This window comes from Mesorhizobium sp. M1409 (assembly GCF_040317535.1).
In the GTDB taxonomy this organism is placed as follows: domain Bacteria; phylum Pseudomonadota; class Alphaproteobacteria; order Rhizobiales; family Rhizobiaceae; genus Mesorhizobium.
Genome location: NZ_JAMYKV010000025.1, coordinates 1 through 24,918, shown reverse-complemented (window position 1 = coordinate 24,918; position 24,918 = coordinate 1). Strand labels below are relative to the sequence as shown.

The following is a 24,918-nucleotide window of genomic DNA, read 5'->3' as shown; positions in this document are numbered from 1 at the left end:
TCGCGCGAAAGAACTCCACGTTCAAAGCTTTAGCCCGATCCCTATGCCATTGCGTGGCGATGATTGGCCGAATAGTGACCGGTCAGATGGTGCTCGAGCTGGCGCTCGATGTCGGTCAGCAGGCTCGATGCGCCGAAGCGGAACAGCTCGGGCTCCAGCCACGGCCGTCCGAGTTCTTCCTTCATCAGCACCAGCCAGTCGAGCGAGGCCTTGGCAGTGGAAATGCCGCCGGCCGGCTTGAAGCCGATGAGGTAGCCGGTTTCCTCGAAATAGGCCCTGATGGCGCGCACCATGGCGAGGCCGACGGGCAGCGTCGCGTTGACGCTCTCCTTACCGGTCGAGGTCTTGATGAAATCGGCACCCGCCATCATCGCCACCATCGAAGCCAGCATGACATTGCGCAGCGTGGCGAGGTCGCCGGTGCCGAGGATGACCTTCAGATGCGCGTCACCGCAGGCGGCGCGCATCGAGACGATCTCATTGTAGAGCTCCCGCCACTTGGCCCCGAACACCAGCCCGCGCGGAATGACGACGTCGATCTCGTCGGCGCCGTCGCGGACCGATGCCTCGATCTCCTGCAGGCGGGTCGACAGCGGTGCGAGGCCATGCGGAAAGGCGGTGGAGACGGCGGCGACATGGATGCCGGTGCCGCGCACGGCATCGACGGCGGTGGAGACGAAGGGGTGATAGACGCAGACGGCCGCCGGGCGGATCGGATCACCAGCAATGCCGAGACCCTCGACGATGTCGCGGCGGAACGGGTTGATCGCCTTGGCGCAGAGCCGGCGCACGCGCTCCTCGGTGTCGTTGGAATTCAGCGTCGTCAGATCCATGCAGGCGACGGCGCGCAGCAGCCAGGCCGCCTGGTTGTCGGCCTTGATCGAGCGCCGTTTGGTCAGGCTGGCGACGCGCCGCTCCAGCGCCGAGCGATTGACGCCGCGCACCGATTCCATGAAGCCGAGGTCGAGCTTCATGCCGGGATTGCGCGCGATGCGATGGTCCAGCGGAACGGCTGTGTTGGCGGCGGCACGCGCGGGCAGCGGCGTCACCTTGGTGCCGAGATCGGCTTCGCGGATTGTGCTGCTCATCTCCTGCCCTTTCATTCAGCGACGTGTGCTTATGTCTTGGTGCGTATCGTTTTCCCAAAACCGCTCGACACTTTTGGGCGACACGCACGAAGATAGCCCGTGAAGTCGCACTTCACGAGTCCTTCAGGCGGTCATAACCGAAAAAGGCGGCGAAAGCAGCCAATTTTTGACCACGTGGTCAAAACGCAGAATTGAAATGCTGAGTGCTGCTCAGCCGACGAAGGCGCGCTCGACCACGAAAGTCGCCGGATGGCTCAGCGAGCCTTCGACGAAGCCGAGGCTTTCGGCCAGCTCCTTGACGTCCTTCAGCATATGCATCGAGCCGCAGATCATGATGCGGTCGGTTTCCGGATTGAGCTTGTCGATGCCGAGATCGGTATAGAACTTGCCGGAGCCGATCAGCGCGGTGATGCGGCCCATGCGCTCCGATTCTTCGCGGGTCGTCGAGTTGTAGAGCGTGACGCGGCCGCCGGTCAGTTCGCCGATCAGCGGGTCGCTTTCCAGCGCCGCGACCAGTTCCTGGCCGTAGGTCAGTTCCGCATTGTCACGGCAGGTGTGGGTCAGGATGACCTGCTCGAACTTCTCGTAGGTGTCGGGGTCGCGCAGCAGGCTGGCGAAGGGCGCGATGCCGGTGCCGGTCGAGATCATGAACAGCCGCTTGGCCGGGGTCAGCGCGTCGACCACCAAAGTGCCGGTCGATTTCTGCCGCATGATGATCGTATCACCGACCTGGATCTTCTGCAGTTCCGAGGTCAGCGGGCCGTCCGGCACTTTGATCGAGAAGAATTCCAGCTCTTCGTCCCAGGCCGGGCTTGCCACCGAATAGGCGCGGTACACCGGCTTCTCGGCATTGGGCAGGCCGATCATGACGAACTCGCCGGAGCGGAAGCGCAGCGACCGCGGACGGGTGATGCGGAACGAGAACAGCCGGTCGGTGTAGTGCTTCACCGAGACGACGGTTTCGGCGTAGACGTTGGCCGGAATCGGGAATTGCAGCGGGCGGGCGCCGACGGTGTTGAGAGCGGATGTGGTGTTCATCAAATCCAACCTTCTGGCCCAACTGTGGATGCGGGCGCCAAACCTTCACCTGCGCGCCCGAACCATTCAGGTCCCGGCGTGCTGTTCGCACACTCCAAAGCGGCAAGCTCTTGTGTCCCGAATTTATTAGTATACAAACGATATTTGCGTCAAGATGCTCCCTTAAAACAGCTTTCCAAACTGACGCATATCCGTAGTCCGCGCATTTCGGGTTTCGACGATGGAAGAGAATTTTTCGGCGCAAGCACATGATTCCCTGGGAAATGTCGTTGCCGGTATCGATGTCGGCGGTACCTTCACCGACCTGCTCCTGATCGACGGACGCGACGGCGGCAGGGTGCATATCGCCAAGACCCCGACCACGGTCGACAACCAGGCGTTCGGCGTCGTTTCGGCACTCGGCGCCACCGGATTTCCGATCGACGGCATCGACCTGATCGTGCATGGCACGACAACCACCACCAATGCGGTGCTCGAACGCCGGCTGGCGAAAACCGGCATGATCACCACGCGCGGCTTTCGCGACGTGATCGAGCTTGGCCGACGGACACGGCCGCAGGCCTATGGCATGACCGGCAGCTTCGTGCCGATCATTACGCGCAATCTGCGGCTCGAAGTGTCGGAGCGCGTCGAGGCGTCGGGGGTGATCCGCACGCCGCTCGACGAGGCGGAAATGCGCGAGGCGGTGAAGACGCTGATCGCGGCCGGCTGCGAATCCCTCGTCATCCATTTCCTGCATTCCTACGCCAACCCGGCGCATGAGCGGCGCGCCGCCGAAATCGCCGCCGAATTCTGGCCGAACGGCTACATCACGGCGGGTCACGCGCTGCTGTCGGAAGCGCGCGAATTCGAGCGCGGCGTCACCGCCTCGGTCAACGCCTCGGTGCAGCCGATCCTCGAGCGTTATGTCGAGCGGCTGCGCAAGGAATTGGCTGCAAAGGGCTATGCCCGCGATTTCCTGATCATGAACGGCAATGGCGGCATGATCTCGGCCCGCTTCGTCACACGTGAATCGGCCAAGACGGTGATGTCCGGTCCGGCCTCGGGCGTCATCGCCGCCGCCTATACCGGAAAGCGCGCCGGCTTCGAAAACCTCGTCACCTACGACATGGGCGGCACCTCCACCGACGTGGCGCTGATCCGCAACGCCGAGCCGGCTGTCTCGAACGAGATCGAGATCGAATATGCGATGCCTATCCACGTGCCGATGGTGGCGGTGCACACGGTCGGCGCCGGCGGCGGCTCGATCGCCCGTGTCGATGCGGCCGGCCTGATCCAGATCGGTCCGGAAAGTGCCGGCGCCAATCCTGGCCCGATCTGCTACGGGCGCGGCGGTCTCGAGCCGACCATCACCGACGCCAATCTTGTGCTCGGCCGGCTGGCGCCCAAGAAGCTGCTGGCGGTCGAAAATCCCGTCACGTCAGAGCGCGTCACCAGCATATTCAAGGACAAGATCGGCAAGGCGACCGGCCTGTCCGGCGTCGAGGCAGCGGGTGCGGTGCTGCGGCTGGGCAACATGAAGATGGCCGGCGCCATCCGCATGGTCTCGGTGTCGCGCGGCCACGATCCGCGCGATTTCGCGCTGTTCGCCTTTGGCGGTGCCGGCCCGCTGCACGCCACCGCCCTAGCCCGCGAGCTCGGCCTGCCCCGGGTATTGGTGCCGGCGCGGCCCGGCATCACCAACGCGCTTGGCTGCGTCGTCGCCGATCTGCGCCACGACTTCGTCAACACCATCAACCAGCCAGTGTCGGTGCTCGACGAAACCGAGCTTCACGCTGTATTGGAACGGCACCGAAACGAAGGCGAGGAGCTGATCGGCAAGGAAGCGGTGAAGCCGGAGACGATCCGCGTCACGCACTCCGCCGATATGCAGTTCGTCGGCCAGACCCACATCATCAACGTGCCATTGCCGTCGTCGTCAGTGACGCGGGCGGCGCTGCAGCAGCTTTTCGAAAAGGCTTATTTCGCCCGCTTCAAGGTCGAATTGCCGGAAATCCGCGCCAATCTCGTCAACCTCAACACCTCGGTCACGGGCGTGCGTCCGGCGATCGATCTGTCGCGGCTGATCGATCCGGCCGGGCGCGCAACAACGCTCGACGAGGCGCGACGAGAAATCCGGCCGGTCTGGTACGCTGGGCGCTGGCACGACACACCGGTCTATAGCAGGGAAAAGCTGCCGCTCGACGCGGTCATCGAAGGGCCGGCGATCCTCGAACAGATGGACGCCACCACCGTGCTCGAACCCGGCGACCGCGCACGCTGCGACGCCGACGGCAACATCATCATCGACATTGGCGAGGCCTGATATGGCAAAGCTCGACGCCATCACGCTTTCGGTCCTTCAGGCGGCGCTGCAGCAGGTCTGCGACGAGATGGACCTGACGTTCTCGCGCGCCGCCTTCTCGCCTGTCATCGCCGAAGCCAACGACCGTTCCGACGGCATCTATTCGGCCGTCGACGGTTCGCTAATCGCGCAAGGCAGCCAGGGCCTGCCGGTGTTCGTCGGCGTCATGCAGTATTCGACCAGGACGGTGATCGAGATGATCGCCGATGGCCGCTGCTTGGCTCCGGAGCCGGGCGACATCTACATCGTCAACGATCCCTATCTCGGCGGCACGCATCTGATGGACGTGCGCTTCGCCATGCCGGTCTATCGCGACGGCAAGATCTTCTGCTGGCTGTCCAACACTGGCCACTGGCCCGACATTGGCGGCTCGGTGCCGGGCGGGTTTTCAGCCTCGGCAACGGCGGTCGAGCAGGAAGGCCTGAGGTTGCCGCCGGTGAAGCTGTTCAAGAAGGGCGTGCTCGATCCAGAGATCTACGCCATCATCTGTTCCAACATCCGCGTCGCCGACCAGCGCATCGGCGACATCAGGGCCCAGGCTGCGGCCCTGCTGATCGGTCAGGACAGGCTCAACGGAATCCTGGATCGTTACGGTGACGAAACTGTTGTCGAGGCGATCGCCGAATTGCGCCGCCGCGCCGCCGAGCAGATGCGCGCCAACATATCAGCCATCCCCGACGGCACCTACAGTTCCAAGGCGTTCGTCGATTCCGACGGGGTGGTCAACGAGCCGCTGACCATCGCGCTCGCCGTCGAGAAACAGGGCGACACGCTGACCTTCGATTTCGCCGGCTCGTCAAAGCCGTGCGCCGGACCGATGAACAGCGTGCTGGCGACGACCCTGTCCTCGGTCTATCTGGCCATGCGCCACATTTTCCCCGACGTGCCGATCAGCGCCGGCGCTTTCGAGCCGCTGATCGTCAAGCGACCGGAAGGCACCTTCCTTGACGCCAAATATCCGCGCCCGGTCTCCGGCTGTGCGGCCGAAGTCTCGCAGCGCATCGCCGAGGCGGTGTTCGCGGCGATGGTGCAGGCGTTGCCGGAGAAGGTGACGGCCGCCCCCGCCGGCTCCAGCGGCAATTTCGCGCTCGGCGGCAATGATCCCGCGCGCGGCCGCGACTACGTCATGTACCAGATCTCCGGCGGCGGCTATGGCGGCAATTCAAGCCATGACGGCCTGACCAATGGCTGCTCGACCATCGGCATTTCCAAATCGCCGCCGGTCGAGATCATGGAACAGGCTTTTCCTGTGCTCTACCGCCACTATGCCTTGCGCGAAGGCTCCGGTGGCGCCGGCAAACATCGCGGCGGCTTCGGCCTCGCCTATGAGGTCGAGATCCTGCGCGGCGATGCCCGCGCCTCCTTCGTCATGGATCACGGCCGTTTCGGCCCGCAAGGCGCGCTCGGCGGCAAGGATGGTGCGGTCAACACGGTGACGGTCTTCCGCGGCGGTGAGGAACATGTGCCGGCGCATCTCTCCAAGGAGCAGGACATCGCGCTTAAGGCGGGAGATCGGGTCAGGGTCGGCACGCCGGGCGGCGGCGGCTATGGCGATCCGCTTGAGCGGAATGCCGATCTGGTGCTGCGCGATGTGGCGCTGGGGTACTACACGCCAGCGGAAGCCAGCGAAAAATTCGGCGTGGTCCTCTCGGGCGAGCTCGCGATTGACCGGAAAGCGACGGACAAGCAGCGCGCCGGCTGACGCACCGCCATTGCAACGGCTTGGTCCGTTCGCCGCGCCGCGATCGCCTGGCGCATGTCGTTTCCGTCTCCTTCGTACAAGGTCCGCGACAGGGGCCTCGACGAGCAATGGGTAGGACTGATCCTCGACGGCGACAAACCGGCCGCGACCGATGCGAGGGTTCTGGCTCATGGCGAGGATGCCGGTGCGGTCACCTATAGCGACCACGGTTATTCTCTCGGCAAGGTGCCACCGCGCATCTGCGGCTGCCGTTCACCGCTGTTGGTACGCAGCTCAGCGTCGACATCGACGGCAAGCCCACACGCGCGGTGGTGGCGCCGATACCGTTCTTCGATCCGGAGGGCGTTAGGTTGCGAGGCTAACTCGGCTAGTCCCAAAGCGTCATAGTGGCCAACCCTAGGCGCTGCCCCTCACCTGCCTGCCGGCATCCTCTCCCCGTATAGTGACGGGGAGAGGGGCGCTGTCGTTGACGATTTCGCCAGTTACCAGCGTTACAGGAAGAATGTCGGCGTTACGGCCAGCCCCTCTCTCCCCGTTCTACGGGGAGAGATGTCCGGCAGGACAGTGAGGGGCGGCGCCAACGGTAGAAGGCCTCGGCCGAACCGAATGTTCAGCCGCTGACCATTATCTCCGGTCCAGCCTCGCCACCAGACGGTCCCCTACCCACTGGATGCCGCAGACCAGGATGATCAGCACGATCACCACGGCGATCATCACCGAGGTCTCAAAGCGCTGGTAGCCGTAGCGGATGGCGAGGTCGCCGAGGCCGCCGGCGCCGATGGCGCCGGCCATGGCGGAGGCGCCGATCAGCGTCACCAGCGTGACCGTGAAGCCGGCGACGATGCCGGGCAGGGCTTCGGGCACCAGCACCTCGCGAATGATCGTCCAGCGGTTGCCGCCCATGGCCCGCGCCGCCTCGATCAAGCCGTGGTCGACCTCGCGCAGCGACACTTCGGCGATGCGCGCATAGTAGGGCGTGGCGGCGATCGACAGCGGCACGATCGCCGCCCAGGTGCCGATCGAGGTGCCGACGATCAGCCGCGTCACCGGGATCAGCGCCACCAGAAGGATGATGAAGGGCACCGAGCGGAAGCCGTTGATGACGGCGCCAAGCGCCCGGTTCACCCACAGGCTCTCGGCAATGCCGCCACGTTCGGTGGCAATCAACGCCAGGCCGAGCGGCAGGCCGAAGACCAGCGAGATGAGGCCGGACGCGGCCGTCATCAGCACCGTTTCCCAGATCGAACGCAGCAGAAGCTCAAACAGGATTGGCGACATGGCCAAGCACCTCCACCCGCGCCTGGCGGGCCTTCAGGAATGTGATGATTTCGGCGAGATGGTTTGCATCGCTGCCCGGAACAGAAAGGAACAGCGTCCCGACGGGCCGCTGCTGGATATGGTCGATGCCGCCATGGACAAGGCGGAATGCGCCTGGAATAGCAGTGGCGAGGTCGGACAGCAGCGGGCCGCTTGCCGCCTCGCCGGCCACGTCCACGCGCAGGATCGTCTCCGCGCCGGCCGCCGGCAGCAGCCGGGCCGCCAGTTCGGCCGGCAGCTGCGGCCGGGTGGCGCCGAGCAGGCTTTTTGTGATGTCGGAGCGCGGGTCGGCGAACACCGACCACACCGGCCCTTGCTCGACGATGCGCCCGGCATCGATCACCGCCACCCGGTCGGCGATCGAGCGGATCACTTCCATCTCATGGGTGATCAGCAGGATGGTCAGGCCAAGCCGCCGGTTGATGTCCTTGAGCAGCGCGAGAATGGAGCGCGTCGTCTCCGGGTCGAGCGCCGAGGTCGCTTCGTCCGACAGCAACAGCGCCGGGCGCGCGGCAAGCGCCCTGGCGATGCCGACGCGCTGCTTCTGGCCGCCCGACAGCGATGCCGGATAGGCTTTTGCCTTCTCCGACAGACCGACGAGATCGAGCAGCTCGGCCGCGCGTGCCAACCGCTCGGCCCTCGGGCGGCCTTCGATCTTGAGCGGCAGCGCCACATTGTCCTCGACGGTCTTGGCCGACAAAAGGTTGAAATGCTGGAAGATCATGCCGATGCGCCGGCGCAGCGGCTGCAGGTCGCGCTCGCCGAGCCGACTGATCTCGCGGCCCTCGATGAACACCTCGCCGGAGTCAGGCCGCTCCAGCCCGTTCAGGCAGCGGATCAGCGTCGACTTGCCGGCGCCGCTACGGCCGATGATGCCGAGGATCTCGCCCTTGCGCACGGTCAGCGAAATGCCGTCGAGCGCCGCGGTCGCGCCGAAGCGGCGCTTCAGGTCGACAAGGCGCACGACATCTTGCTGTGTTGCGCTGGCCTGCTCCGTGGTCTCGGCGGTCAAGGTAAAGTGCTGGTTCATGGGCGGATCCTGAAAATACGAGTGCGGCCCGCGCGTGGCGCGGACCGCCTTGCAGTCAAAGCTGACGCTTTAGCGCCTGTATGTCCTCAATAGGCGCTGAGGCCGGTGCCCTTGTAGACCTTGTCGAACTCGGCTTTCACCGCCTCGTTCTGGTACGAAGCCACCAGCGTCTTCACCCAGGCCTCGTTCTCGTTGCCGGTCTTCACCGCGATGAAGTTGCGGTACGGATTGTCGGCAATGGGCTCCTGCGCGATGCGGTTTTCCGGCGTCAGCCCGCTTTTCAGCGCCCAGTCGGTGTTGACCACGGCGGCATCGAGATCCTCCACCGAGCGGCCGACGATACCGGCGTCGAGTTCCTTGATCACCACCTTCTTGGCATTCTCGGCGATGTCGGCGGTGGTGGCCAAGATGCCGGTCCCGTCCTTCAGCTTGATCACGCCTTCATTCTGCAAGACGCGCAGTGCCCGGCCTTCATTGGACGGGTCGTTCGGCACGCCGATGACCGCGCCCTCGGGCAGCTCGGCGACCTTTGTGTACTTCTTCGAGTAGAGGCCGATCGGCCAGACGCCGGTGTAGCCGACCCGGACGATGTGATAGCCTTGCGTCTTGATCTGGTTGTCGAGATAGGGCTGGTGCTGGAAGGCGTTGGCGTCGATTTCGCCACGCTCCAGCGCCTCGTTGGGCTGGGTGTAGTCGTTGAACACCACGGTCTCGATGGCGAGGCCCTTTTCGGCCGCCTGGGCGACGACGACCCGCCAGACATCCTCGTCCTCGCCGCTGATGATGCCGACCTTGATCGCCTTCTTGTCTTCGGCGAACGACACGCTGGGCGCCATCAGGCTGCCGACCGCGACGGCCGATGCGAACAGCAGAGCAAGGCCGCTGCGCCGGTTGACGGTTGACCAAAGGGAAGATGGCAAAGTGTTCTTGAAGTCGGACATGATTGATCTCTGCGGTTGTGAAGTCATGGCAGCCAGGCGGATTGCCTAGCCTTGGTCACATCCTCAGAAATTCTATCGATTATATCAAAGAACGTGTTTCGCCGTTCTCGTCAAAGCCGGGAATATTCTCTCAAAAATTTGAAGAGCGTGAGCAAAAGACGCCGCCTGACAGGCCGCAGTGGGTCGCGGTGCGATCCTGTACCCTCGAGAGGAGATCAGATTCGGAGATGGCTCAGCGCCCATATCGACCTTGTCATCGAGATTGGCCGAATACTCGATCGAGAAGTGAGGCACGGCGCGTCGTTCCCAGGGTTATTGCTTTGTTGTAGTTAACGCGTTAATTACATGCGGCATCCACGAAGTCAAGTCTTGCATCGGGCTTGGCGCAACGATACGGGATGGCAGGAACGGGCCTTGGCTGAGGGAAGGTCTGTTTTCGATCGCAAGCCAGTGTGGGGAGACTGTTTTTCTTGCTGCCTGAAAACACCCGTCGTTCCCTGCCGATGGCGCTCCTTCACGCCCGCGAAGCGGTGATGGCGCGGTTTCGCCCGATGCTCGCGGCGCATGACGTGACCGAACAGCAATGGCGCGTGCTGCGTGTGTTGAGCGAAGCCGGCCCGGTCGAGGCGACGGAGCTTGCCGATCGCGCCTCGGTGCTGCCGCCCAGCCTGACGCGCATCATCAAGGCGCTCGAGGGGCGGAAATTCATCACCCGCAACAAGGCGGAAGGCGACGGCCGCCGCGTCGTGCTGACAATCGCCCCGGCCGGCTCCGCTTTGATCGACGCCCTGTCGCCCGAGCGGCGCGTCATCTATGACGATATCGAACAGCGTTTTGGCCACGACAAGCTTGAGCAACTGCTCGATCTCCTGGAAAGCCTGATCGACGGCGAGGGCTGAGACAGTTCAGCACCTCCGCGCGGAAGTTTTGACTGGTCGCCTGCGTTACAGGCCGCATGCCTTGAAGATTGGCGGAAACATCAATCGCTTCGTCATCCTATGGCGGAGCAAGGAGCGAAGCGACGCGGCGCAGACCGTAGGATGACGAAGTTGGGGGGAGGCTTCGGCCAACTTCGAATGTTCGTGTAGCGCTACCAGCGAAAACTCACCCGCCAAAGCTGCCAAGCCGCGTCGGCTGTGTATAGTTGCGATCGACATAGAGCATGTGGTCACGCGTCAGCACGTTGACGCAGAAGCGCCGGTTGGACAGGAACACCCTTGTCGGCACGGAAATCTTCCGATCGCATCTTGGATCCTCCCTTAACGCGTTAACTATGGCGTTGGTTGCCAGAAATGCCCGCGCAAACGTTCATCTTGGCCAGGTCGCGGCGCACAAACATCCGCAGATGGGCCAGATCACCTATTGGACCGGCGGCTCCGGCACCTACCGCATTGAAGACCGGTCCTGGGACTTTTCCGCGCCCGCCGTCAGCTTCGTTGCCGAGTACGATCGTGCATGGCTTCTCGATCGGGCCGGGCGCCGACGTCATCGTCGTGTCGGTCGCCGACGATGCGCTCGCCGCCCGTGGCCACTTTTTCGTGAAGCCGCACGGGTTGATCCAAGCGCCTGTTTGCCTAGGTAAAAGGAGCGGCGGGCGCCACGCAAATCCCACAATCGGTATGACATTTTCCTGTATTCGAAAGCTTGCCCTTCCTGTTCTGTTCGTCGGCATGCAATCCTCCTGTGTCATTCCCGACGATACGTCGCGCGTCGCCAAGGTTGACCCCACGGTGGCGGCGGCTCGCAAGGAGATGGTCGGCCTCAGCGAAGCCGACGTCCGGATGTGCGCGGGGTTTCCGACCGCCACCGCTGACGCTGGCCGATCGGGCCAGATCTGGACCTATAAGCGCGTCGTTCAGCGCGGCAATCTCAGCATTGTCGTCCCAACCCTGGCGGTAGGCGCGATCCCGGTGGTCGGCGGCTCCGTCAATGTCGCTCCAGGCGGCTATTGCGACACGCAAATTCGCATGGTCGACGGCCGCGTTGCCGAAGTTGCCTACGCCGGCGACAACAATCTGCCGAACAGCCGCGACGCGCTTTGTGTCAGCACGGTGGACGCCTGCTTGGCCTATGCCCGCCAACACAGTCAGAGGCCGGCGGCCAGATAGCTGGCGGCAACGAGACAGCGATGGCAGCCAGTGGGTGTCGCACGCGGATATCGTTGGGGCTTGACTGACCGCCCCTACCGAATAGGTTAGCCATCGGAAAAATACCGGCTCTGATCGCCGGGCGGCAAATATGCCTCGTATGCCTCGCCCTCCGGCGCTGGCTGCGGGGCATTGTCATTTCTAGGGGATCTGTTTGAAACGGCGCATCGAGATCGGCATCCTCTATTCCCGCTCGGGGAGCTACCAGCTCGTGTCCGATGCGTGCCGCATGGGCGCCATGCGCGCGATCGCCGACATCAACGCCGACCGGAGCTCAGGCATCGAGCTGGTGCCGGTCGAGCGCGATCCGCAAAGCAATGCCGACCGCTACGCGACGCTCTGCGAGGACATCTTCAAGACCAGCAGCGCGCGCCATGTCGTCGGCTGCGTCACCTCCTGGAGCCGCAAGGAGACGATCCCGGTCTTGGAGAAGGCGGGCGGCATGCTCTGGTACGCCTGCCCCTACGAGGGCTTCGAGGCCAACGAGCATGTCGTCTACATGCACGCCTGCCCCAACCAGCATCTGGTGCCGTTGATGGCGCATGTCGTGCCGCGCTTCGGCGCCAACGGCTTCCTGCTCGGCTCGAACTATATCTGGGGCTGGGAGATGAACCGCGTCGCGCGCGACCTGATCGCCGATGCCGGCGGCAAGGTCCTGGGCGAGCGCTATCTGCGCATCGGCGAGACCGACGTGTCGCGCCTGATCGCGGAGATCCGCGCCACGCGGCCGAACTTCGTCCTCAACAATTTGATCGGAACCTCGTCCTACGCCTTCCTGGCGGCCTATCGCGACCTCGCGGCTGAGGATCCAGCCTTCAGCCCGGAAGCCTGCCCGGTCATCTCCTGCAACCTCACCGAGGGCGAGCTGCCGGCGATCGGTGTATCAGGCAAAGGGCATTTGTCGGTTGGGCCGTATTTCGCGCCACGCCCGGCCGCATTCGCCTCGTCCTTCGAGGCCGCGGCCTATGCCTCCGTGCAAGTGATGGCCGACGTGCTCTCCAGCGATCCCGAGGCCGGCCCGGCGGAATTCTCCAAAGCCTTCGCCGAACGGCGCTTCTCCACCCGGCTAGGGCCGATCGCCATCGACGCCCACTCCCAGCACGCCACGCTGCCCGTGATCATCGGGCGCATCGCGGACGGCTTCTTCGAGGTCGTCAGCCGTGAGGACGAGGTCGCGCCGGACCCTTATCTGTCGCGCTACGACCCCGCCAAAACGTTCGGCCGTCCGCGCCTGAGGGTGGTGTCGTGACGAGGACGCCGCGCATCCCCAATCTCGGTGGCGCCAGGGCCTTCATCCTGCATCGCCCGCATCCGACGGTGCAGGCCATCACCCGGCAATTGTCGGCGATCGGCCTGATCACGCTGGACTGCTGGCCCGAACTGCCGCCCGAGGCATTGGCGGCCGATTTCGTCTTCTTCGACGCCGATCTCGGCTTTGACGAGCAATTTCCGTGGAAGCCGGGCGAAGCGCCGATGCCGCTGGTGGCGCTGATCGGTTCCGAGGCGCCGGGCCGCATCGAATGGGCGCTGTCGCACAAGGCCGATGCGCAACTGCTGAAGCCCGTCGGCAATGCCGGCGTTTATAGCGCGCTGCTGATCGCGAGGCAGAGTTTCGAGGCGCGAAAACACCTGGCCAGCGAGATCGCTTCGCTTCGCCAGCGTGTCGCCGAGCGCCAGACCATCGTGCGCGCGGTGGCTGCACTGTCGAAAGGCACCGATGACGAGCGCGCCTATGCGCGGCTGCGCTCGTTGGCGATGAGCTGGCAGATCAGCGTCGAGGACGCCGCGCGCCGGATCGTGGCGATGACAAGCGAGGAAGCAACGGGGGAAGAGGGCGGCGATGACCAGTCCCATCGCGCCTGATCTCCCGGCGGCCGGGCGCATGCCGGTCAAGCCGCGCGCCGGCGTCTGGCGCCGTCTGGTCAAACGCCGTCTGGCCATGCTCGGCCTGGTGATCGTCGCCATCGTCGTCGCCGGCGCCGTGCTGGCGCCGTGGCTGACCGGCTACGACCCAAACGAGCAGATGTTCGACGGCCTGACCATCGAGGGCTCGCCCTTGCCGCCGGATGCAAAATTCTGGCTTGGCACCGATCTGCTCGGCCGCGACCTCCTGACCCGCATCCTCTACGGCGCCCGCACCTCGCTGATCATCGGCATAGTCGCCAACGGCGTGGCGCTGTTCATCGGCACGCTGGTCGGCGTCACCGCGGGCTATTTCCGCGGCTGGATAGGCGGCGCGCTGATGCGCTTCACCGATCTGATGATGGCATTCCCGGCGCTGCTGCTCGCCATCTGCCTGGCGGCGGTATTCCAGCCCAGCCTGTGGATCGTCGCCATGGTCATCGCCCTGGTCAACTGGGTGCAGACCGCGCGCGTCATCTATACCGAAACCTCATCGCTCGCCGAGCGCGAGTTCATCGACGCCGAACGCACCATTGGGGCGAGCGCGCCGCGCATCCTGTTTCGCCACATCCTGCCGCATCTCCTGCCGACCATCATCGTCTGGGGCACGCTCGGCATTTCGACCACCGTGCTGCTCGAAGCGACGCTCTCCTTCCTCGGCATCGGCGTGCAGCCGCCTACCGCGTCCTGGGGCAACATCATCTTCGAGAACCAGACCTATTTCCAGGCGGCACCCTGGCTGGTGTTCTTCCCAGGTGCCGCGATCCTGGCGCTGGCGCTGGCCTTCAACCTGATTGGCGATGCGCTGCGCGACATCCTCGATCCGACGCAAAGAGGCCGGGCATGATCGCCTATCTCGGCCGCCGCCTCGTCCAGTCGCTGCTCATCCTGCTCGGCGTCTCGCTGATCACCTTCGCGCTGCTCTACCTCTTGCCCGCCGACCCGGTGCGACAGATCGCCGGCCGCAGCGCCACGCCGCAGACGGTCGAGAACATCCGCCAGCAGCTCGGCCTCGACCAGCCCTTCGTCGTCCAGTATTGGCGCTATCTGGTCAGGCTGCTCAGCGGCGATCTCGGCCGCTCCTACATCCAGCGCTCCGAGGTCACCGAGCTGATCGTCTCGCGGCTGCCGGCCAGCTTGCTGCTGATGGTAGGCGCCATCCTGTGCGAGCTGTTGCTTGGCCTCAGCATGGGCCTGATCGCCGCCGTCAAGCGCGGCACCGCCACCGACCAGACGCTGATGGTCGCCTCCTTCGTCGGCGTCTCGGCACCGCAATTCGTCGTCGGCCTGCTGCTGCTCTACGTCTTTGCCGTGCGGCTCAGCTGGTTTCCGATCGGCGGCTACGGCACCTGGCGTCATCTGGTGCTGCCGTCGCTGACCATGGGCATCCTCGGCGCCGGCTGGTACGCGCGCATGATGCGCTCGTCGATGATCGACGTGCTGCGCCAGGACTATGTCCGCACCGCGCGCGCCAAGGGCCTGGCGCGCCGCGCCATCCTCTTCCGCCATGCGCTGCCCAACGCCATCCTGCCGGTCATCGCCATGATCGGCATCGACATCGGCATCTTCATGGGCGGCATCGTCATCGTCGAAAGCGTATTCGGCTGGCCCGGCATCGGCCAACTGGCGTGGCAGGCCATCCAGCGGGTCGACATTCCGATCATCATGGGCGTCACGCTGGTGTCGGCCTTCGCCATCGTGCTCGGCAATCTGCTTGCCGACATCATCGCGCCGTTCATCGACCCCCGCATCAAGCTCAGATGACAACCGGACCTGAGCGAAAACAATACGACATGACTGAAACCAAACAGAGAAAGGGAACATAAAAATGAAAAAGTTTCTCGCATCCACGGTAGCGGCATCGGCGCTGGCGCTGATGCTCGGCATGACAAGCGCCCGCGCCGAGGAGACCGTCGATCCGAACGCCAAGCAGGGCGGCGCCATCACCCTCACCTACAAGGACGACGTCGCCACGCTCGATCCGGCGATCGGCTATGACTGGCAGAACTGGTCGATGATCAAGAGCCTGTTCGACGGGCTGATGGACTACGAGCCGGGCACCACCAACCTGAAGCCGGACCTCGCCGAAAGCTACGAGATCGCGCCCGACGGCAAGACCTTCACCTTCAAGCTGCGCCATGGTGTGAAATTCCACAATGGCCGCGAGATGACCGTCGACGACGTGAAATATTCGCTCGACCGCGTCACCAGTCCGAAGACCCAGAGCCCCGGCGCCGGCTTCTTCGGCTCGATCAAGGGCTATGACGATGTCGCCGCTGGCAAGGCCGAGAGCCTTTCCGGCGTCACCGTCGTCGATCCCTACACGGTCAAGTTCGAGCTGACCCGTCCCGATGCCACCTTCCTGCATGTCATGGCCATCAACTTCTCACATGTCGTGCCGAAGGAAGAGGTCGAGAAATACGGCGCCGATTTCGGCAAGCATCCGGTCGGCACCGGTGCCTTCAAGCTCGCCGAATGGACGCTCGGCCAGCGCATCGTCTTTGAGCGCAATGCGGACTACTGGCACAAGGGGCTGCCGCATCTGGACAAGATCACCTTCGAGATCGGCCAGGAGCCGATCGTGGCGCTGCTGCGCCTGCAGAAGGGTGAGATCGACGTCCCCGGCGACGGCATTCCGCCAGCCAAGTTCCAGGAGGTGATGGCCGATCCCGAGCAGAAGGCGCGCGTCGTCGAAGGCGGTCAGCTGCACACCGGCTACGTCACCATGAACACCACCATGGCGCCGTTCGACAATGTGAAGGTGCGCCAGGCGGTCAACATGGCGATCAACAAGGCGCGCATCATCCAGATCATCAACGGTCGCGCGGTGCCGGCCAACCAGCCGCTTCCCCCGTCGATGCCCGGCTACGACAAGGAGTACAAGGGCTACCCCTACGACGTCGCCAAGGCCAAGGCGCTGCTTGCCGAAGCCGGCCATCCCGATGGGTTCGACACGCAGCTGTTCGCCATGAACACCGATCCCAACCCGCGCATCGCGCAGGCGATCCAGCAGGACCTGGCGGCGATCGGCATCAAGGCCAGCATCCAGTCGCTCGCCCAGGCCAACGTCATTGCCGCCGGCGGCGACAAGGCCGGCGCGCCGATGATCTGGTCCGGCGGCATGGCCTGGATCGCCGACTTCCCCGACCCGTCGAACTTCTACGGCCCGATCCTCGGCTGCGCTGGTGCGGTGCCGGGCGGCTGGAACTGGTCGTGGTATTGCAACAAGGATCTCGACGCCAAGGCGGCCGAGGCCGACTCGGTGGTCGATCCGGCCAAGGCCGGCGAGCGCGACAAGATGTGGAGCGCCATCTACGACAAGGTGATGGAGGACGCGCCCTGGGCGCCGGTCTTCAACGAGCAGCGCTTCACCATGAAATCGGCGCGCATGGGCGGCGCCGACAACCTCTATGTCGACCCGGTCCATATTCCGATCAACTACGACAATGTGTACGTAAAAGATGTGCAGTAGCTGCGACTACACCATCCACGGGCGCCATCATCATTTCGGCTGGGACAATTCGTTTGCCCCGGCCGAGCGGGTGGCGCCCGGCTCGACCATCGAGTTCCAGTGCCTCGATGCCGGCGGCGGCCAGCTGAGGCCCGACAGCACCGTTGCCGACGTCGCCAAGCTCGATTTCGCCATGGTCAATCCGGTGACCGGTCCGATCTTCGTCGAGGGTGCCGAACCGGGTGACGCGCTGAAGGTGACGATCGAGCTGTTCAAACCGTCCGGCTTCGGCTGGACGGCCAACATTCCGGGTTTCGGCCTGCTCGCCGACGAGTTCAAGGAGCCGGCGCTGAACATCTGGAAATATGACGCCGGTTCACTCGAGCCGGCGCTGTTCGGTAAAAACGCCCGCGTGCCGTTGAAACCGTTCGCCGGCACCATCGGCAACGCACCTGCCGAGATGGGCCACCACTCGGTGGTGCCGCCACGCCGCGTCGGCGGCAATCTCGACATCCGCGATCTCGCCGCCGGCACCACGCTCTATCTGCCGGTGGAAGTGGCGGGCGCGCTGTTTTCGGTCGGCGACACCCATGCCGCGCAAGGCGACGGCGAGGTCTGCGGCACGGCGATCGAAAGCCCGATGGATGTCGTGCTCAAGCTCGACCTGGTCAAGGATGCCAGGCTGAAGACGCCGCGCTTCACCACATCCGGCCCGGTGACGCGCCATCTCGACGCCAAGGGCTATGAGGTGACAACCGGCATCGGTCCTGACCTGATGGCCGGCGCCAGGGAAGCGGTTGCCCAGATGATCGATTTGCTTTCCGCTCGCTACAAACTCGACCCGGTCGAGGCCTATATGCTGGCCTCGGTCTGCGGCGATCTCCGCATCAGCGAGATCGTCGACATGCCGAACTGGGTGGTGTCGTTCTACTTCCCGCGCTGCGTGTTTGAATGAGAGGTCGGCGCCAAGGCACCCCCCTCTGCCCTGCCGGGCATCTCCCCCGCAAGGGGGGAGATCGGATGTCACGACGGGCTTCGCCACTTTTCAACAGTGACGAATGGACGCCGCGGCAAAACCGCCAATCTCCCCCCTTGCGGGGGAGATGTCCGGCAGGACAGAGGGGGGTGTGCCGGAGTAAATTCCTCTCGGGGTCACACGCGCAATGACCTCAACCCCCAAACCCATCCTCGACATCGCCAACCTCTCCGTCAGCGTGCGCGGCGAGGACGGCGAGCGCGAGGTCGTCTCCAACCTGTCGCTGACGCTGGCGCGCGGCGAAACGCTCTGCATTGCCGGCGAATCCGGCTCCGGCAAATCGATGACCGCGCTGGCGATCATGCAATTGCTGCCGCAGCCTGCCGCCCGGATTTCCTCCGGCACCATCCGGCTCGGTGAGACCGAGCTCACAGCGCTCGACGAGCATCGGATGCGGCGCATTCGCGGTGACCGCATCGCCATGATCTTCCAGGAGCCGATGACCTCGCTTAACCCGGTGCTGTCGATCGGCCGGCAGCTGACCGAATCCATCGAAGCGCACACCAGCCTGTCGCCAACCGAGGCCCGCCGGCGCGCCATCGAGGCGCTGAAGGCGGTGCGGATTTCCGAAGCCGAAAGCCGGCTAAAGCAATTTCCGCACGAACTCTCCGGCGGCATGCGCCAGCGCGTGATGATCGCCATGGCGCTGGCGCTCGAACCCGACGTGCTGATCGCCGACGAGCCGACGACGGCGCTCGACGTCACCGTGCAGGGCGAGGTGCTGGAACTGCTGCGCGACCTGCAGCGTCAGCATGGCACCAGCGTCATCCTCATCACCCACGACATGGGCGTCGTCGCCGAAATGGCCGACCGCGTCATCATCATGCGGCATGGCCGCATGGTCGAAGAGGGAAAAACATCAGACATCTTCGCCCGGCCGCGGGCCGACTACACGCGCGAGCTGCTTGCCGCCGTGCCGCGCATCGGCGGTGGCGTCGGCCGCCAGAAATCCAGGGATGCCGAGACGGTGACGCCGGCCAATGTCGCTGATGTCAACGATCTGCATGTCCGCTTCGATCTGCGTGGCGGCATCTTCGGCCGAGTCACCCGCCGCGTCCACGCCGTCGAAGGCGTCAGCTTTTCGATCGCGCCCAACGAGACGCTGGCGCTGGTCGGCGAGTCCGGCTGCGGCAAGTCGACCACCGCCAAGGCGCTGGCCGGATTGGTGCCTTACAGCGGCGACATCGTCATCGGTGACCGCAACCTGTCGGGCCTCGGGCGCGACGAGCGCAAGGCGGTGCGCCGTGACGTGCAGATGATCTTCCAGGACCCGTACGCCTCGCTCGATCCGCGCATGCGCGTCGGCGACCTCGTCGCCGAGCCGTTGCTGATCCATGGCATCGCGTCGAAGGAAGAGCGCAGCCAGCGTGTCGCGGGGCTGTTCGAGCGCGTCGGCCTGTCGGCCGACCAGATGGAGCTTTATCCGCATGAATTTTCCGGCGGTCAGCGCCAGCGCGTTTGTATCGCGCGCGCTCTTGCGCTGCGGCCGAAGCTGATCATCGCCGATGAAAGCGTCTCGGCGCTCGACGTCTCGGTCCAGGCGCGCGTGCTCGATCTGTTGAAGGAATTGCAGCGCGATTTCGGCGTCGCCTATCTCTTCATCTCGCACGACATGGCGGTGGTCGAGAACATTTCCGACCGCGTCGCCATCATGTATCTCGGCCAGATCGTGGAAATGGGCACGCGCGACCAGGTCTTTTCCAACCCGCGCCACCCCTATACAAGACGGCTGATCGAAGCCGTGCCGGTGCCCGACCCGGGCAAGCGAAGAAGCCGCTTCGCCCGCCTCGACAAGGAGATCCCGAGCGCCACCCGCAAGATCGGCGAGGCGCCGCTGAAGCTGGCGCTAATGGATGTCGGCAACGGCCATCTGGTCGCCGCGGAGGGCTGAGCACGTCGTAGCGGCGCCGGAATTCCAGCAGCTCGGGACGACCGCCGCGACGCCCGGGCGGTTCACATGTTGGTGTTTCATCTCGGGCTCATGGCCGGCATTATGCCGCCAAAGCGGCATCGCCTCGAATATGAAATTCGCCATTGCCCCTTGCCGTCCATCCCCATTTTCCTCATGTTCAGTTGTGCTTTGCAGATGATCGATCGTAGGGGGCGGCCGGATTCATCGTAATGGGAGGAAGTAGACCATGAAGGCATGTTATCTCGTTTCTGCCGCCCTTCTCGCCGCGGCCGCGATCCCCGCCTCGGCCGCCGAGATTTCCGACGGCAAGGTCAAGATCGGTATCCTCAATGACCAGTCGGGCGTCTATGCCGATTTCGGCGGCAAGTGGTCGGTCGAGGCGGCCAGGATGGCGGTCGAGGATTTCGGCGGCAAGGTGCAGGGAGCGTCGGTCGAAATCATCAGCGCCGACCACCAGAACAAGCCTGACATCGCCTCCAACGTCGCGCGGCAGTGGTACGACACCGAACAGGTCGATGCCATCATGGAACTGACGACCTCTTCGGTGGCGCTCGCGGTCCAGGGGATTTCCAAGGAAAAGAAGAAGATCGATATCGTCACCGGTGCGGCGACCACCGAGCTGACCGGCAAGCAGTGCTCGCCCTACGGCTTCCACTGGGCCTATGACACCCACTCGCAGGCGGTGGGAACCGGCGGCTCTCTCGTGCAGCAGGGCGGCGACAGCTGGTTCTTAGTCACCGTCGACTATGCATTCGGCTATTCGCTCAAGGAGCAGACCGCCAAGTTCGTCGAGAGCCATGGCGGCAAGGTGTTGGGCGAAGTGCGTTATCCCCTGGGGGCGACCGATTATTCGTCCTTCCTGCTGCAGGCGCAATCGTCGGGCGCCAAGGTCATCGGTCTGGCCAATGCCGGCCTCGACACCTCCAACTCCATCAAGCAGGCGGCCGAATTCGGCATCGTCCAGGGCGGCCAGCGTCTTGCAGCACTTCTCTTCACGCTGGCCGAGGTGCATGGGCTTGGCCTTCAGGCGGCGCAGGGCGTCGTGCTGACCGAGGGTTTCTACTGGGATCGCGATGACAAGAGCCGCGAATTCGCGCAGCGCTTTTTCAAGCGCACCAACCGCATGCCGAACATGATCCAGGCCGCCACCTACTCGGCGGTGACGCAATACCTGAAGGCGATCGACAAGGCCGGCACCGACGAGACCGAAGCCGTCGCCAAGCAATTGCATTCGATGCCGGTGAACGACGTTTTTACGGCCAACGGCAAGGTGCAGGCGGACGGCAACATGATCCACGACATGTATCTCTATCAGGTCAAGTCGCCAGCCGAGAGCACCAAGGAGTGGGACTACTACAAATACCTCGCCACCATCCCTGGCAACGAGGCATTCCTGAGCGAGAAGGAAAGCGGCTGTCCGACGGCCAGCCAGTGATCGGCGCGGCCATGGCGCCGCCTGACTTGAACGCGAACGAGCCGCTTGTGGTGCTTTCCGCCCGCGGTTTGCGGCGTGACTTTGCCGGCTTCGTCGCCGTCAAGAACGTCGATCTCGATGTCCGCCATGGCAACATCCATGCGCTGATCGGACCCAACGGCGCCGGCAAGACGACCGTCTTCAATCTGCTCACCAAGTTCCTGGCGCCGACCAGCGGCAGGATCGAGCTGCTCGGCCACGATATCACCCGAACCTCGCCGGCCAGGGTCGCGCGGATGGGTCTGGTGCGCTCGTTCCAGATATCGGCGATTTTTCCGCACCTCAGCGTGCTCGACAATGTGCGCGTCGCGCTGCAGCGGCCGGGCGGGCTCAGCGTTCAATTCTGGCGCTCGCTCGCGGCACTCGATCGGCTGACGCCGCGCGCCGTGGAACTGCTGCGGTCGGTCGGTCTCGACGACGCCAGGAACAGGCTCGCCGGCGATCTCTCCTATGGCAGGAAACGCGTGCTGGAGATCGCCACGACACTGGCGCTCGATCCGAAAGTGCTGCTGCTGGACGAGCCGATGGCCGGCATGGGGCATGAGGACGTGGCCACGGTTTCCGACCTCATCCGCTCGGTGGCCAAGGATCGCGCCGTGCTGATGGTCGAGCACAATTTGACTGTCGTGGCCGACCTTTGCGACTGGATAACGGTCATGCAGCGCGGCGAGGTCCTTGCCGCTGGCGACTACGCCACCGTCAGCCGCGACGAACGCGTGAAGGTCGCCTATATGGGCACCGCCGATGACTAGTGCCGCGCCTCTCCTTGCGGTCAGCGGCCTCAACGCCTGGTATGGCGAGGGCCATGCGCTGCACGGCGTCGATCTGGAGGTGTTTGCCGGCGAGACGGTCACGCTGCTCGGCCGCAACGGCGTCGGCAAGACGACGACGCTGCGCTCCATCATGGGGCTGATCCGCAAGCGCACCGGCCAGATCGCTTTCGGCGGCAAGGATCTGATGCGGCTGCCGCTGCACCGCACCGCTCATCAAGGCATCGGCTTCGTGCCGGAGGAACGCGGCATCTTCGCGACGCTGACCGTCGACGAGAATCTGGTGCTGCCGCCGGTCGTCGCCGAAGGCGGCATGAGCGTCGAGGAAATATTCGAACTCTTCCCCAATCTGAAGGAGCGGCGCAACAGTCCCGGCACGAGGCTGTCGGGCGGCGAACAGCAGATGCTGGCGATCGCGCGCATGTTGCGAACCGGCGTGAAAATGCTGCTTCTCGACGAGCCGACGGAGGGTCTCGCTCCCGTCATCGTGCAGCGCATCGGCGAGTTGCTGGCGACGTTGAAAGAGCGCGGCATGACGATCCTGCTGGTCGAGCAGAATTTCCGCTTCGCCAGCCGTGTCGCCGACCGTTTCTATCTGATGGAGCACGGCAAGGTCGTGGCGGGGTTTCCGGTCGGCGAACTGCCGGACCGCATGACGCAGCTCCACGAAGTCCTGGGTGTATGATGGCGCCATGACGATGATCTTCGGAATCCCCGTTCAGGCCTTCCTCGGCCAGTTGCTGGTCGGGCTGATCAACGGCTCGTTCTACGCCATGCTGAGCCTGGGTCTGGCCGTCATATTCGGCCTGCTGCGCGTCATCAATTTCGCCCATGGCGCCCAGTATATGCTCGGCGCCTTCGTCGGTTATCTGCTTCTCACCTATCTCGGCATCGGCTATTGGCCCGCCTTGATCCTTGCGCCGCTGATCGTCGGCGTCTTCGGCATCGTTGTCGAGCGCCTGGCGCTGTCGAAGCTGTACGATCTCGATCCGCTCTACGGCCTGCTCTTCACCTTCGGCCTCGCGCTCGTGCTCGAGGGCATATTCCGCTACTACTACGGCGTCTCGGGAAACGCCTACGCCGTGCCGCCGCTGCTTTCCGGCGGCACCAATCTCGGCTTCATGTTCCTGCCCAACTATCGCGGCTGGGTGGTGGTCGCCTCGCTGATCGTCTGCTTCGGGACCTGGGCGCTGATCGAGAAGACCAGGTTGGGTTCCTACCTGCGCGCGGCGACCGAGAATCCCCGCCTCGTCCAGGCTTTCGGCGTCAACGTGCCGTTGCTGCTGACCTTGACCTACGGCCTCGGCTCAGCCCTTGCCGGGCTTGCCGGTATTCTGGCGGCACCCGTCTATCAGGTGAGCCCGCTGATGGGATCGGATCTCATCATCGTCGTCTTCGCGGTCGTCGTGGTCGGCGGCATGGGATCGATCCTCGGCGCGATCGTCACCGGCTACATGCTCGGCCTCGCCGAGGGCCTGACCAAGGTCTTCTACCCCGAGGCCTCCAACCTCGTGGTCTTCGTCATCATGGCCATCGTGCTTTTGGTCCGGCCTGCCGGCCTGTTCGGAAGGGACGCCTGACATGTCGGAAGGGACATCCGAGATGTCGGAAGCGACATCCGACATGGCCGAACTGACGCTTCGCGAGAAGCCCGTCAGGACCTCGGCACGGCTCGAATGGACGCTGGTCGGGCTCGGCATCCTGGCGCTGCTGGTGGCGCCTTTCCTGGTCTATCCGATCTTCCTGATGAAGATGCTGTGCTTCGCGCTGTTTGCCTGCGCGTTCAATCTCCTGCTCGGCTATACCGGGCTCCTGTCGTTCGGCCATGCCACCTTCTTTGGCGGCGCCGCCTACTTCACCGCGCATGCCGTCAAGGTCTGGGGCTGGCCGCCGGAAGCGGGCATCCTGCTCGGCATGGCGGGCGCGGCCGTGCTCGGCCTTGTCATGGGCTTCTTCGCCATTCGCCGGCAAGGCATCTACTTCGCCATGATCACCCTGGCGCTGTCGCAGATGTTCTTCTTCTTCTGCGTGCAGGTGCCCTTCACGCAAGGCGAGGACGGCATCCAAGGCGTGCCGCGCGGCATGCTGCTCGGCGTGCTCGACCTGAACGTGTCGCTGAACATGTATTATTTCGTGCTGGCGGTGTTCCTGATCGGCGTCTTCGCCATCTGGCGCATCGTCAATTCGCCGTTCGGCATGATCCTGCGCTCGATCCGCGAAAACGAGAACCGCGCCATTTCGCTGGGCTATTCCGTCGCCAACTACAAGCTAGGGGCCTTCGTCATGTCGGCCGCGCTGGCCGGGCTGGCCGGTTCGCTCAAGGCGATCGTCTTCCAGTTCGCCACGCTCACCGACGTCACCTGGCAGATGTCGGGCGAGGTGATCCTGATGACGCTTCTCGGCGGCATCGGCACGATGGTCGGCCCGATCATCGGCGCAAGCCTGGTCATCGGACTGGAAAACACGCTTGCCACCTCCGGTTTTCCGGTGACCATCGCCACCGGCCTGATCTTCATGGTGTGCGTGCTGATCTTCCGGCGCGGCATTGTCGGCGAATTTTATGCGCGGGTGATCAAGCGGGCGGCGAAGGAGTGATCGGCTCCGGATCGACTGCGCGTGATTGAGCGGACCTCGTCAGGGGCGCTTTGCCCGTTGTAGAAACGTCTTGATCGGGGGCCGGAGAACGAACCCGCTGCGCGGGAGGGGCGCCTGCGGTTGAGGTAGAGATCAAGAACCGGTCGTCGCGCTCGCGTTGAGCGTCGTTCG

At 64.3% G+C, this 24,918-nt stretch carries 21 protein-coding genes and 1 pseudogene; 16 read left to right on the top strand and 6 right to left on the bottom strand.

Features of this window, described 5'->3' with window-relative positions; genetic code table 11:
* Positions 1-41: 41 nt before the first annotated feature.
* Together deoC and NKG99_RS19465 are read right to left on the bottom strand one after the other, a co-directional pair.
* Positions 42-1,088 carry a deoxyribose-phosphate aldolase gene (gene deoC, locus NKG99_RS19470; protein ID WP_352870254.1) on the bottom strand — a complete coding sequence of 349 codons (1,047 nt, stop codon included), beginning with the start codon at positions 1,086-1,088 and terminating at the stop codon, positions 42-44.
* Between the two features lie 210 nt (positions 1,089-1,298).
* The gene (locus tag NKG99_RS19465) at positions 1,299-2,126 is read right to left on the bottom strand and encodes a ferredoxin--NADP reductase (protein WP_352870253.1); all 828 of its coding nucleotides are present in this window, start codon (positions 2,124-2,126) and stop codon (positions 1,299-1,301) included.
* 220 nt (positions 2,127-2,346) lie between these two features.
* Here NKG99_RS19465 and NKG99_RS19460 point away from each other — a divergent pair, with 220 nt between their 5' ends.
* Positions 2,347-4,431 (top strand): hydantoinase/oxoprolinase family protein, encoded by a 2,085-nt coding sequence (locus tag NKG99_RS19460; RefSeq protein ID WP_352870252.1) that lies wholly within the window; start codon positions 2,347-2,349, stop codon positions 4,429-4,431.
* Between the two features lies 1 nt (position 4,432).
* Positions 4,433-6,172: a hydantoinase B/oxoprolinase family protein gene (locus tag NKG99_RS19455; protein WP_352870251.1), complete on the top strand. Its 1,740-nt coding sequence runs from the start codon at positions 4,433-4,435 to the stop codon at positions 6,170-6,172.
* A 624-nt stretch (positions 6,173-6,796) separates the two neighbouring features.
* On the opposite strand, the gene NKG99_RS19450 is transcribed toward NKG99_RS19455, so the two are convergent.
* The 3 genes from NKG99_RS19450 to NKG99_RS19440 form a co-directional block, all read right to left on the bottom strand.
* Positions 6,797-7,450, bottom strand: coding sequence for a methionine ABC transporter permease (locus NKG99_RS19450; RefSeq protein WP_352870250.1), 654 nt, complete (start codon positions 7,448-7,450; stop codon positions 6,797-6,799).
* Positions 7,431-8,519 carry a methionine ABC transporter ATP-binding protein gene (locus NKG99_RS19445; RefSeq protein ID WP_352870249.1) on the bottom strand — a complete coding sequence of 363 codons (1,089 nt, stop codon included), beginning with the start codon at positions 8,517-8,519 and terminating at the stop codon, positions 7,431-7,433. Before NKG99_RS19445 ends, NKG99_RS19450 begins: the two co-directional genes overlap by 20 nt.
* Before the next feature lie 86 nt (positions 8,520-8,605).
* Positions 8,606-9,460 (bottom strand): MetQ/NlpA family lipoprotein, encoded by an 855-nt coding sequence (locus NKG99_RS19440; RefSeq protein WP_352870248.1) that lies wholly within the window; start codon positions 9,458-9,460, stop codon positions 8,606-8,608.
* Positions 9,461-9,963: 503 nt separating this feature from the next.
* Here NKG99_RS19440 and hpaR point away from each other — a divergent pair.
* Positions 9,964-10,359 (top strand): homoprotocatechuate degradation operon regulator HpaR, encoded by a 396-nt coding sequence (gene hpaR, locus NKG99_RS19435; protein WP_352870322.1) that lies wholly within the window; start codon positions 9,964-9,966, stop codon positions 10,357-10,359.
* Between the two features lie 205 nt (positions 10,360-10,564).
* On the opposite strand, the gene NKG99_RS19430 is transcribed toward hpaR, so the two are convergent.
* Positions 10,565-10,687 (bottom strand): hypothetical protein, encoded by a 123-nt coding sequence (locus NKG99_RS19430; RefSeq protein WP_352870323.1) that lies wholly within the window; start codon positions 10,685-10,687, stop codon positions 10,565-10,567.
* Between the two features lie 67 nt (positions 10,688-10,754).
* Here NKG99_RS19430 and NKG99_RS19425 point away from each other — a divergent pair.
* The 13 genes and pseudogenes from NKG99_RS19425 to NKG99_RS19365 all read left to right on the top strand — a co-directional run.
* Positions 10,755-10,983, top strand: a pseudogene (locus NKG99_RS19425) (cupin domain-containing protein); the annotation flags it as partial.
* Positions 10,984-11,761: 778 nt separating this feature from the next.
* On the top strand, positions 11,762-12,856 hold the full coding sequence (locus NKG99_RS19420; protein WP_352870247.1) for a transporter substrate-binding protein: 1,095 nt from the start codon (positions 11,762-11,764) through the stop codon (positions 12,854-12,856).
* The gene (locus NKG99_RS19415) at positions 12,853-13,470 is read left to right on the top strand and encodes an ANTAR domain-containing response regulator (protein ID WP_352870246.1); all 618 of its coding nucleotides are present in this window, start codon (positions 12,853-12,855) and stop codon (positions 13,468-13,470) included. Before NKG99_RS19420 ends, NKG99_RS19415 begins: the two co-directional genes overlap by 4 nt.
* 19 nt (positions 13,471-13,489) lie before the next feature.
* The gene (locus NKG99_RS19410) at positions 13,490-14,356 is read left to right on the top strand and encodes an ABC transporter permease (protein ID WP_352870321.1); all 867 of its coding nucleotides are present in this window, start codon (positions 13,490-13,492) and stop codon (positions 14,354-14,356) included.
* Positions 14,353-15,273 (top strand): ABC transporter permease, encoded by a 921-nt coding sequence (locus tag NKG99_RS19405; protein WP_352870245.1) that lies wholly within the window; start codon positions 14,353-14,355, stop codon positions 15,271-15,273. Before NKG99_RS19410 ends, NKG99_RS19405 begins: the two co-directional genes overlap by 4 nt.
* A gap of 112 nt (positions 15,274-15,385) precedes the next feature.
* A complete protein-coding gene (locus NKG99_RS19400; protein WP_502911019.1) occupies positions 15,386-16,981 on the top strand; it encodes an ABC transporter substrate-binding protein in 1,596 nt (531 codons plus the stop codon).
* Positions 16,971-17,915, top strand: coding sequence for an acetamidase/formamidase family protein (locus NKG99_RS19395; RefSeq protein WP_352870243.1), 945 nt, complete (start codon positions 16,971-16,973; stop codon positions 17,913-17,915). Before NKG99_RS19400 ends, NKG99_RS19395 begins: the two co-directional genes overlap by 11 nt.
* A gap of 208 nt (positions 17,916-18,123) precedes the next feature.
* Positions 18,124-19,887 (top strand): ABC transporter ATP-binding protein, encoded by a 1,764-nt coding sequence (locus tag NKG99_RS19390; protein ID WP_352870242.1) that lies wholly within the window; start codon positions 18,124-18,126, stop codon positions 19,885-19,887.
* 247 nt (positions 19,888-20,134) lie between these two features.
* The gene (locus NKG99_RS19385) at positions 20,135-21,343 is read left to right on the top strand and encodes an ABC transporter substrate-binding protein (RefSeq protein WP_352870241.1); all 1,209 of its coding nucleotides are present in this window, start codon (positions 20,135-20,137) and stop codon (positions 21,341-21,343) included.
* Between the two features lie 11 nt (positions 21,344-21,354).
* Positions 21,355-22,134, top strand: coding sequence for an ABC transporter ATP-binding protein (locus NKG99_RS19380; protein WP_352870240.1), 780 nt, complete (start codon positions 21,355-21,357; stop codon positions 22,132-22,134).
* Positions 22,127-22,837 carry an ABC transporter ATP-binding protein gene (locus NKG99_RS19375; protein WP_352870239.1) on the top strand — a complete coding sequence of 237 codons (711 nt, stop codon included), beginning with the start codon at positions 22,127-22,129 and terminating at the stop codon, positions 22,835-22,837. The genes NKG99_RS19380 and NKG99_RS19375 overlap by 8 nt, the downstream gene beginning before the upstream one ends.
* 7 nt (positions 22,838-22,844) lie before the next feature.
* Complete coding sequence (locus NKG99_RS19370; protein WP_352870238.1) at positions 22,845-23,732, top strand: branched-chain amino acid ABC transporter permease; 888 nt, start codon at positions 22,845-22,847, stop codon at positions 23,730-23,732.
* A 43-nt stretch (positions 23,733-23,775) separates the two neighbouring features.
* Positions 23,776-24,747 carry a branched-chain amino acid ABC transporter permease gene (locus NKG99_RS19365; RefSeq protein WP_352870320.1) on the top strand — a complete coding sequence of 324 codons (972 nt, stop codon included), beginning with the start codon at positions 23,776-23,778 and terminating at the stop codon, positions 24,745-24,747.
* Positions 24,748-24,918: the final 171 nt, after the last annotated feature.

Excerpts from the sequence above, each read along its gene's own strand:
- NKG99_RS19365 (WP_352870320.1), top strand. The coding sequence starts at position 23,776 with ATGGCCGAACTGACGCTTCGCGAGAAGCCCGTCAGGACCTCGGCACGG.
- NKG99_RS19375 (WP_352870239.1), top strand. The coding sequence starts at position 22,127 with ATGACTAGTGCCGCGCCTCTCCTTGCGGTCAGCGGCCTCAACGCCTGG.
- NKG99_RS19380 (WP_352870240.1), top strand. The coding sequence starts at position 21,355 with ATGGCGCCGCCTGACTTGAACGCGAACGAGCCGCTTGTGGTGCTTTCC.
- hpaR (WP_352870322.1), top strand. The coding sequence starts at position 9,964 with ATGGCGCTCCTTCACGCCCGCGAAGCGGTGATGGCGCGGTTTCGCCCG.
- NKG99_RS19390 (WP_352870242.1), top strand. The coding sequence starts at position 18,124 with ATGACCTCAACCCCCAAACCCATCCTCGACATCGCCAACCTCTCCGTC.
- NKG99_RS19370 (WP_352870238.1), top strand. The coding sequence starts at position 22,845 with ATGACGATGATCTTCGGAATCCCCGTTCAGGCCTTCCTCGGCCAGTTG.
- NKG99_RS19460 (WP_352870252.1), top strand. The coding sequence starts at position 2,347 with ATGGAAGAGAATTTTTCGGCGCAAGCACATGATTCCCTGGGAAATGTC.
- NKG99_RS19385 (WP_352870241.1), top strand. The coding sequence starts at position 20,135 with ATGAAGGCATGTTATCTCGTTTCTGCCGCCCTTCTCGCCGCGGCCGCG.
- NKG99_RS19465 (WP_352870253.1), bottom strand. The coding sequence starts at position 2,126 with ATGAACACCACATCCGCTCTCAACACCGTCGGCGCCCGCCCGCTGCAA.
- NKG99_RS19450 (WP_352870250.1), bottom strand. The coding sequence starts at position 7,450 with ATGTCGCCAATCCTGTTTGAGCTTCTGCTGCGTTCGATCTGGGAAACG.
- NKG99_RS19405 (WP_352870245.1), top strand. The coding sequence starts at position 14,353 with ATGATCGCCTATCTCGGCCGCCGCCTCGTCCAGTCGCTGCTCATCCTG.
- NKG99_RS19440 (WP_352870248.1), bottom strand. The coding sequence starts at position 9,460 with ATGTCCGACTTCAAGAACACTTTGCCATCTTCCCTTTGGTCAACCGTC.
- deoC (WP_352870254.1), bottom strand. The coding sequence starts at position 1,088 with ATGAGCAGCACAATCCGCGAAGCCGATCTCGGCACCAAGGTGACGCCG.
- NKG99_RS19395 (WP_352870243.1), top strand. The coding sequence starts at position 16,971 with ATGTGCAGTAGCTGCGACTACACCATCCACGGGCGCCATCATCATTTC.
- NKG99_RS19455 (WP_352870251.1), top strand. The coding sequence starts at position 4,433 with ATGGCAAAGCTCGACGCCATCACGCTTTCGGTCCTTCAGGCGGCGCTG.
- NKG99_RS19410 (WP_352870321.1), top strand. The coding sequence starts at position 13,490 with ATGCCGGTCAAGCCGCGCGCCGGCGTCTGGCGCCGTCTGGTCAAACGC.
- NKG99_RS19400 (WP_502911019.1), top strand. The coding sequence starts at position 15,386 with ATGCTCGGCATGACAAGCGCCCGCGCCGAGGAGACCGTCGATCCGAAC.
- NKG99_RS19445 (WP_352870249.1), bottom strand. The coding sequence starts at position 8,519 with ATGAACCAGCACTTTACCTTGACCGCCGAGACCACGGAGCAGGCCAGC.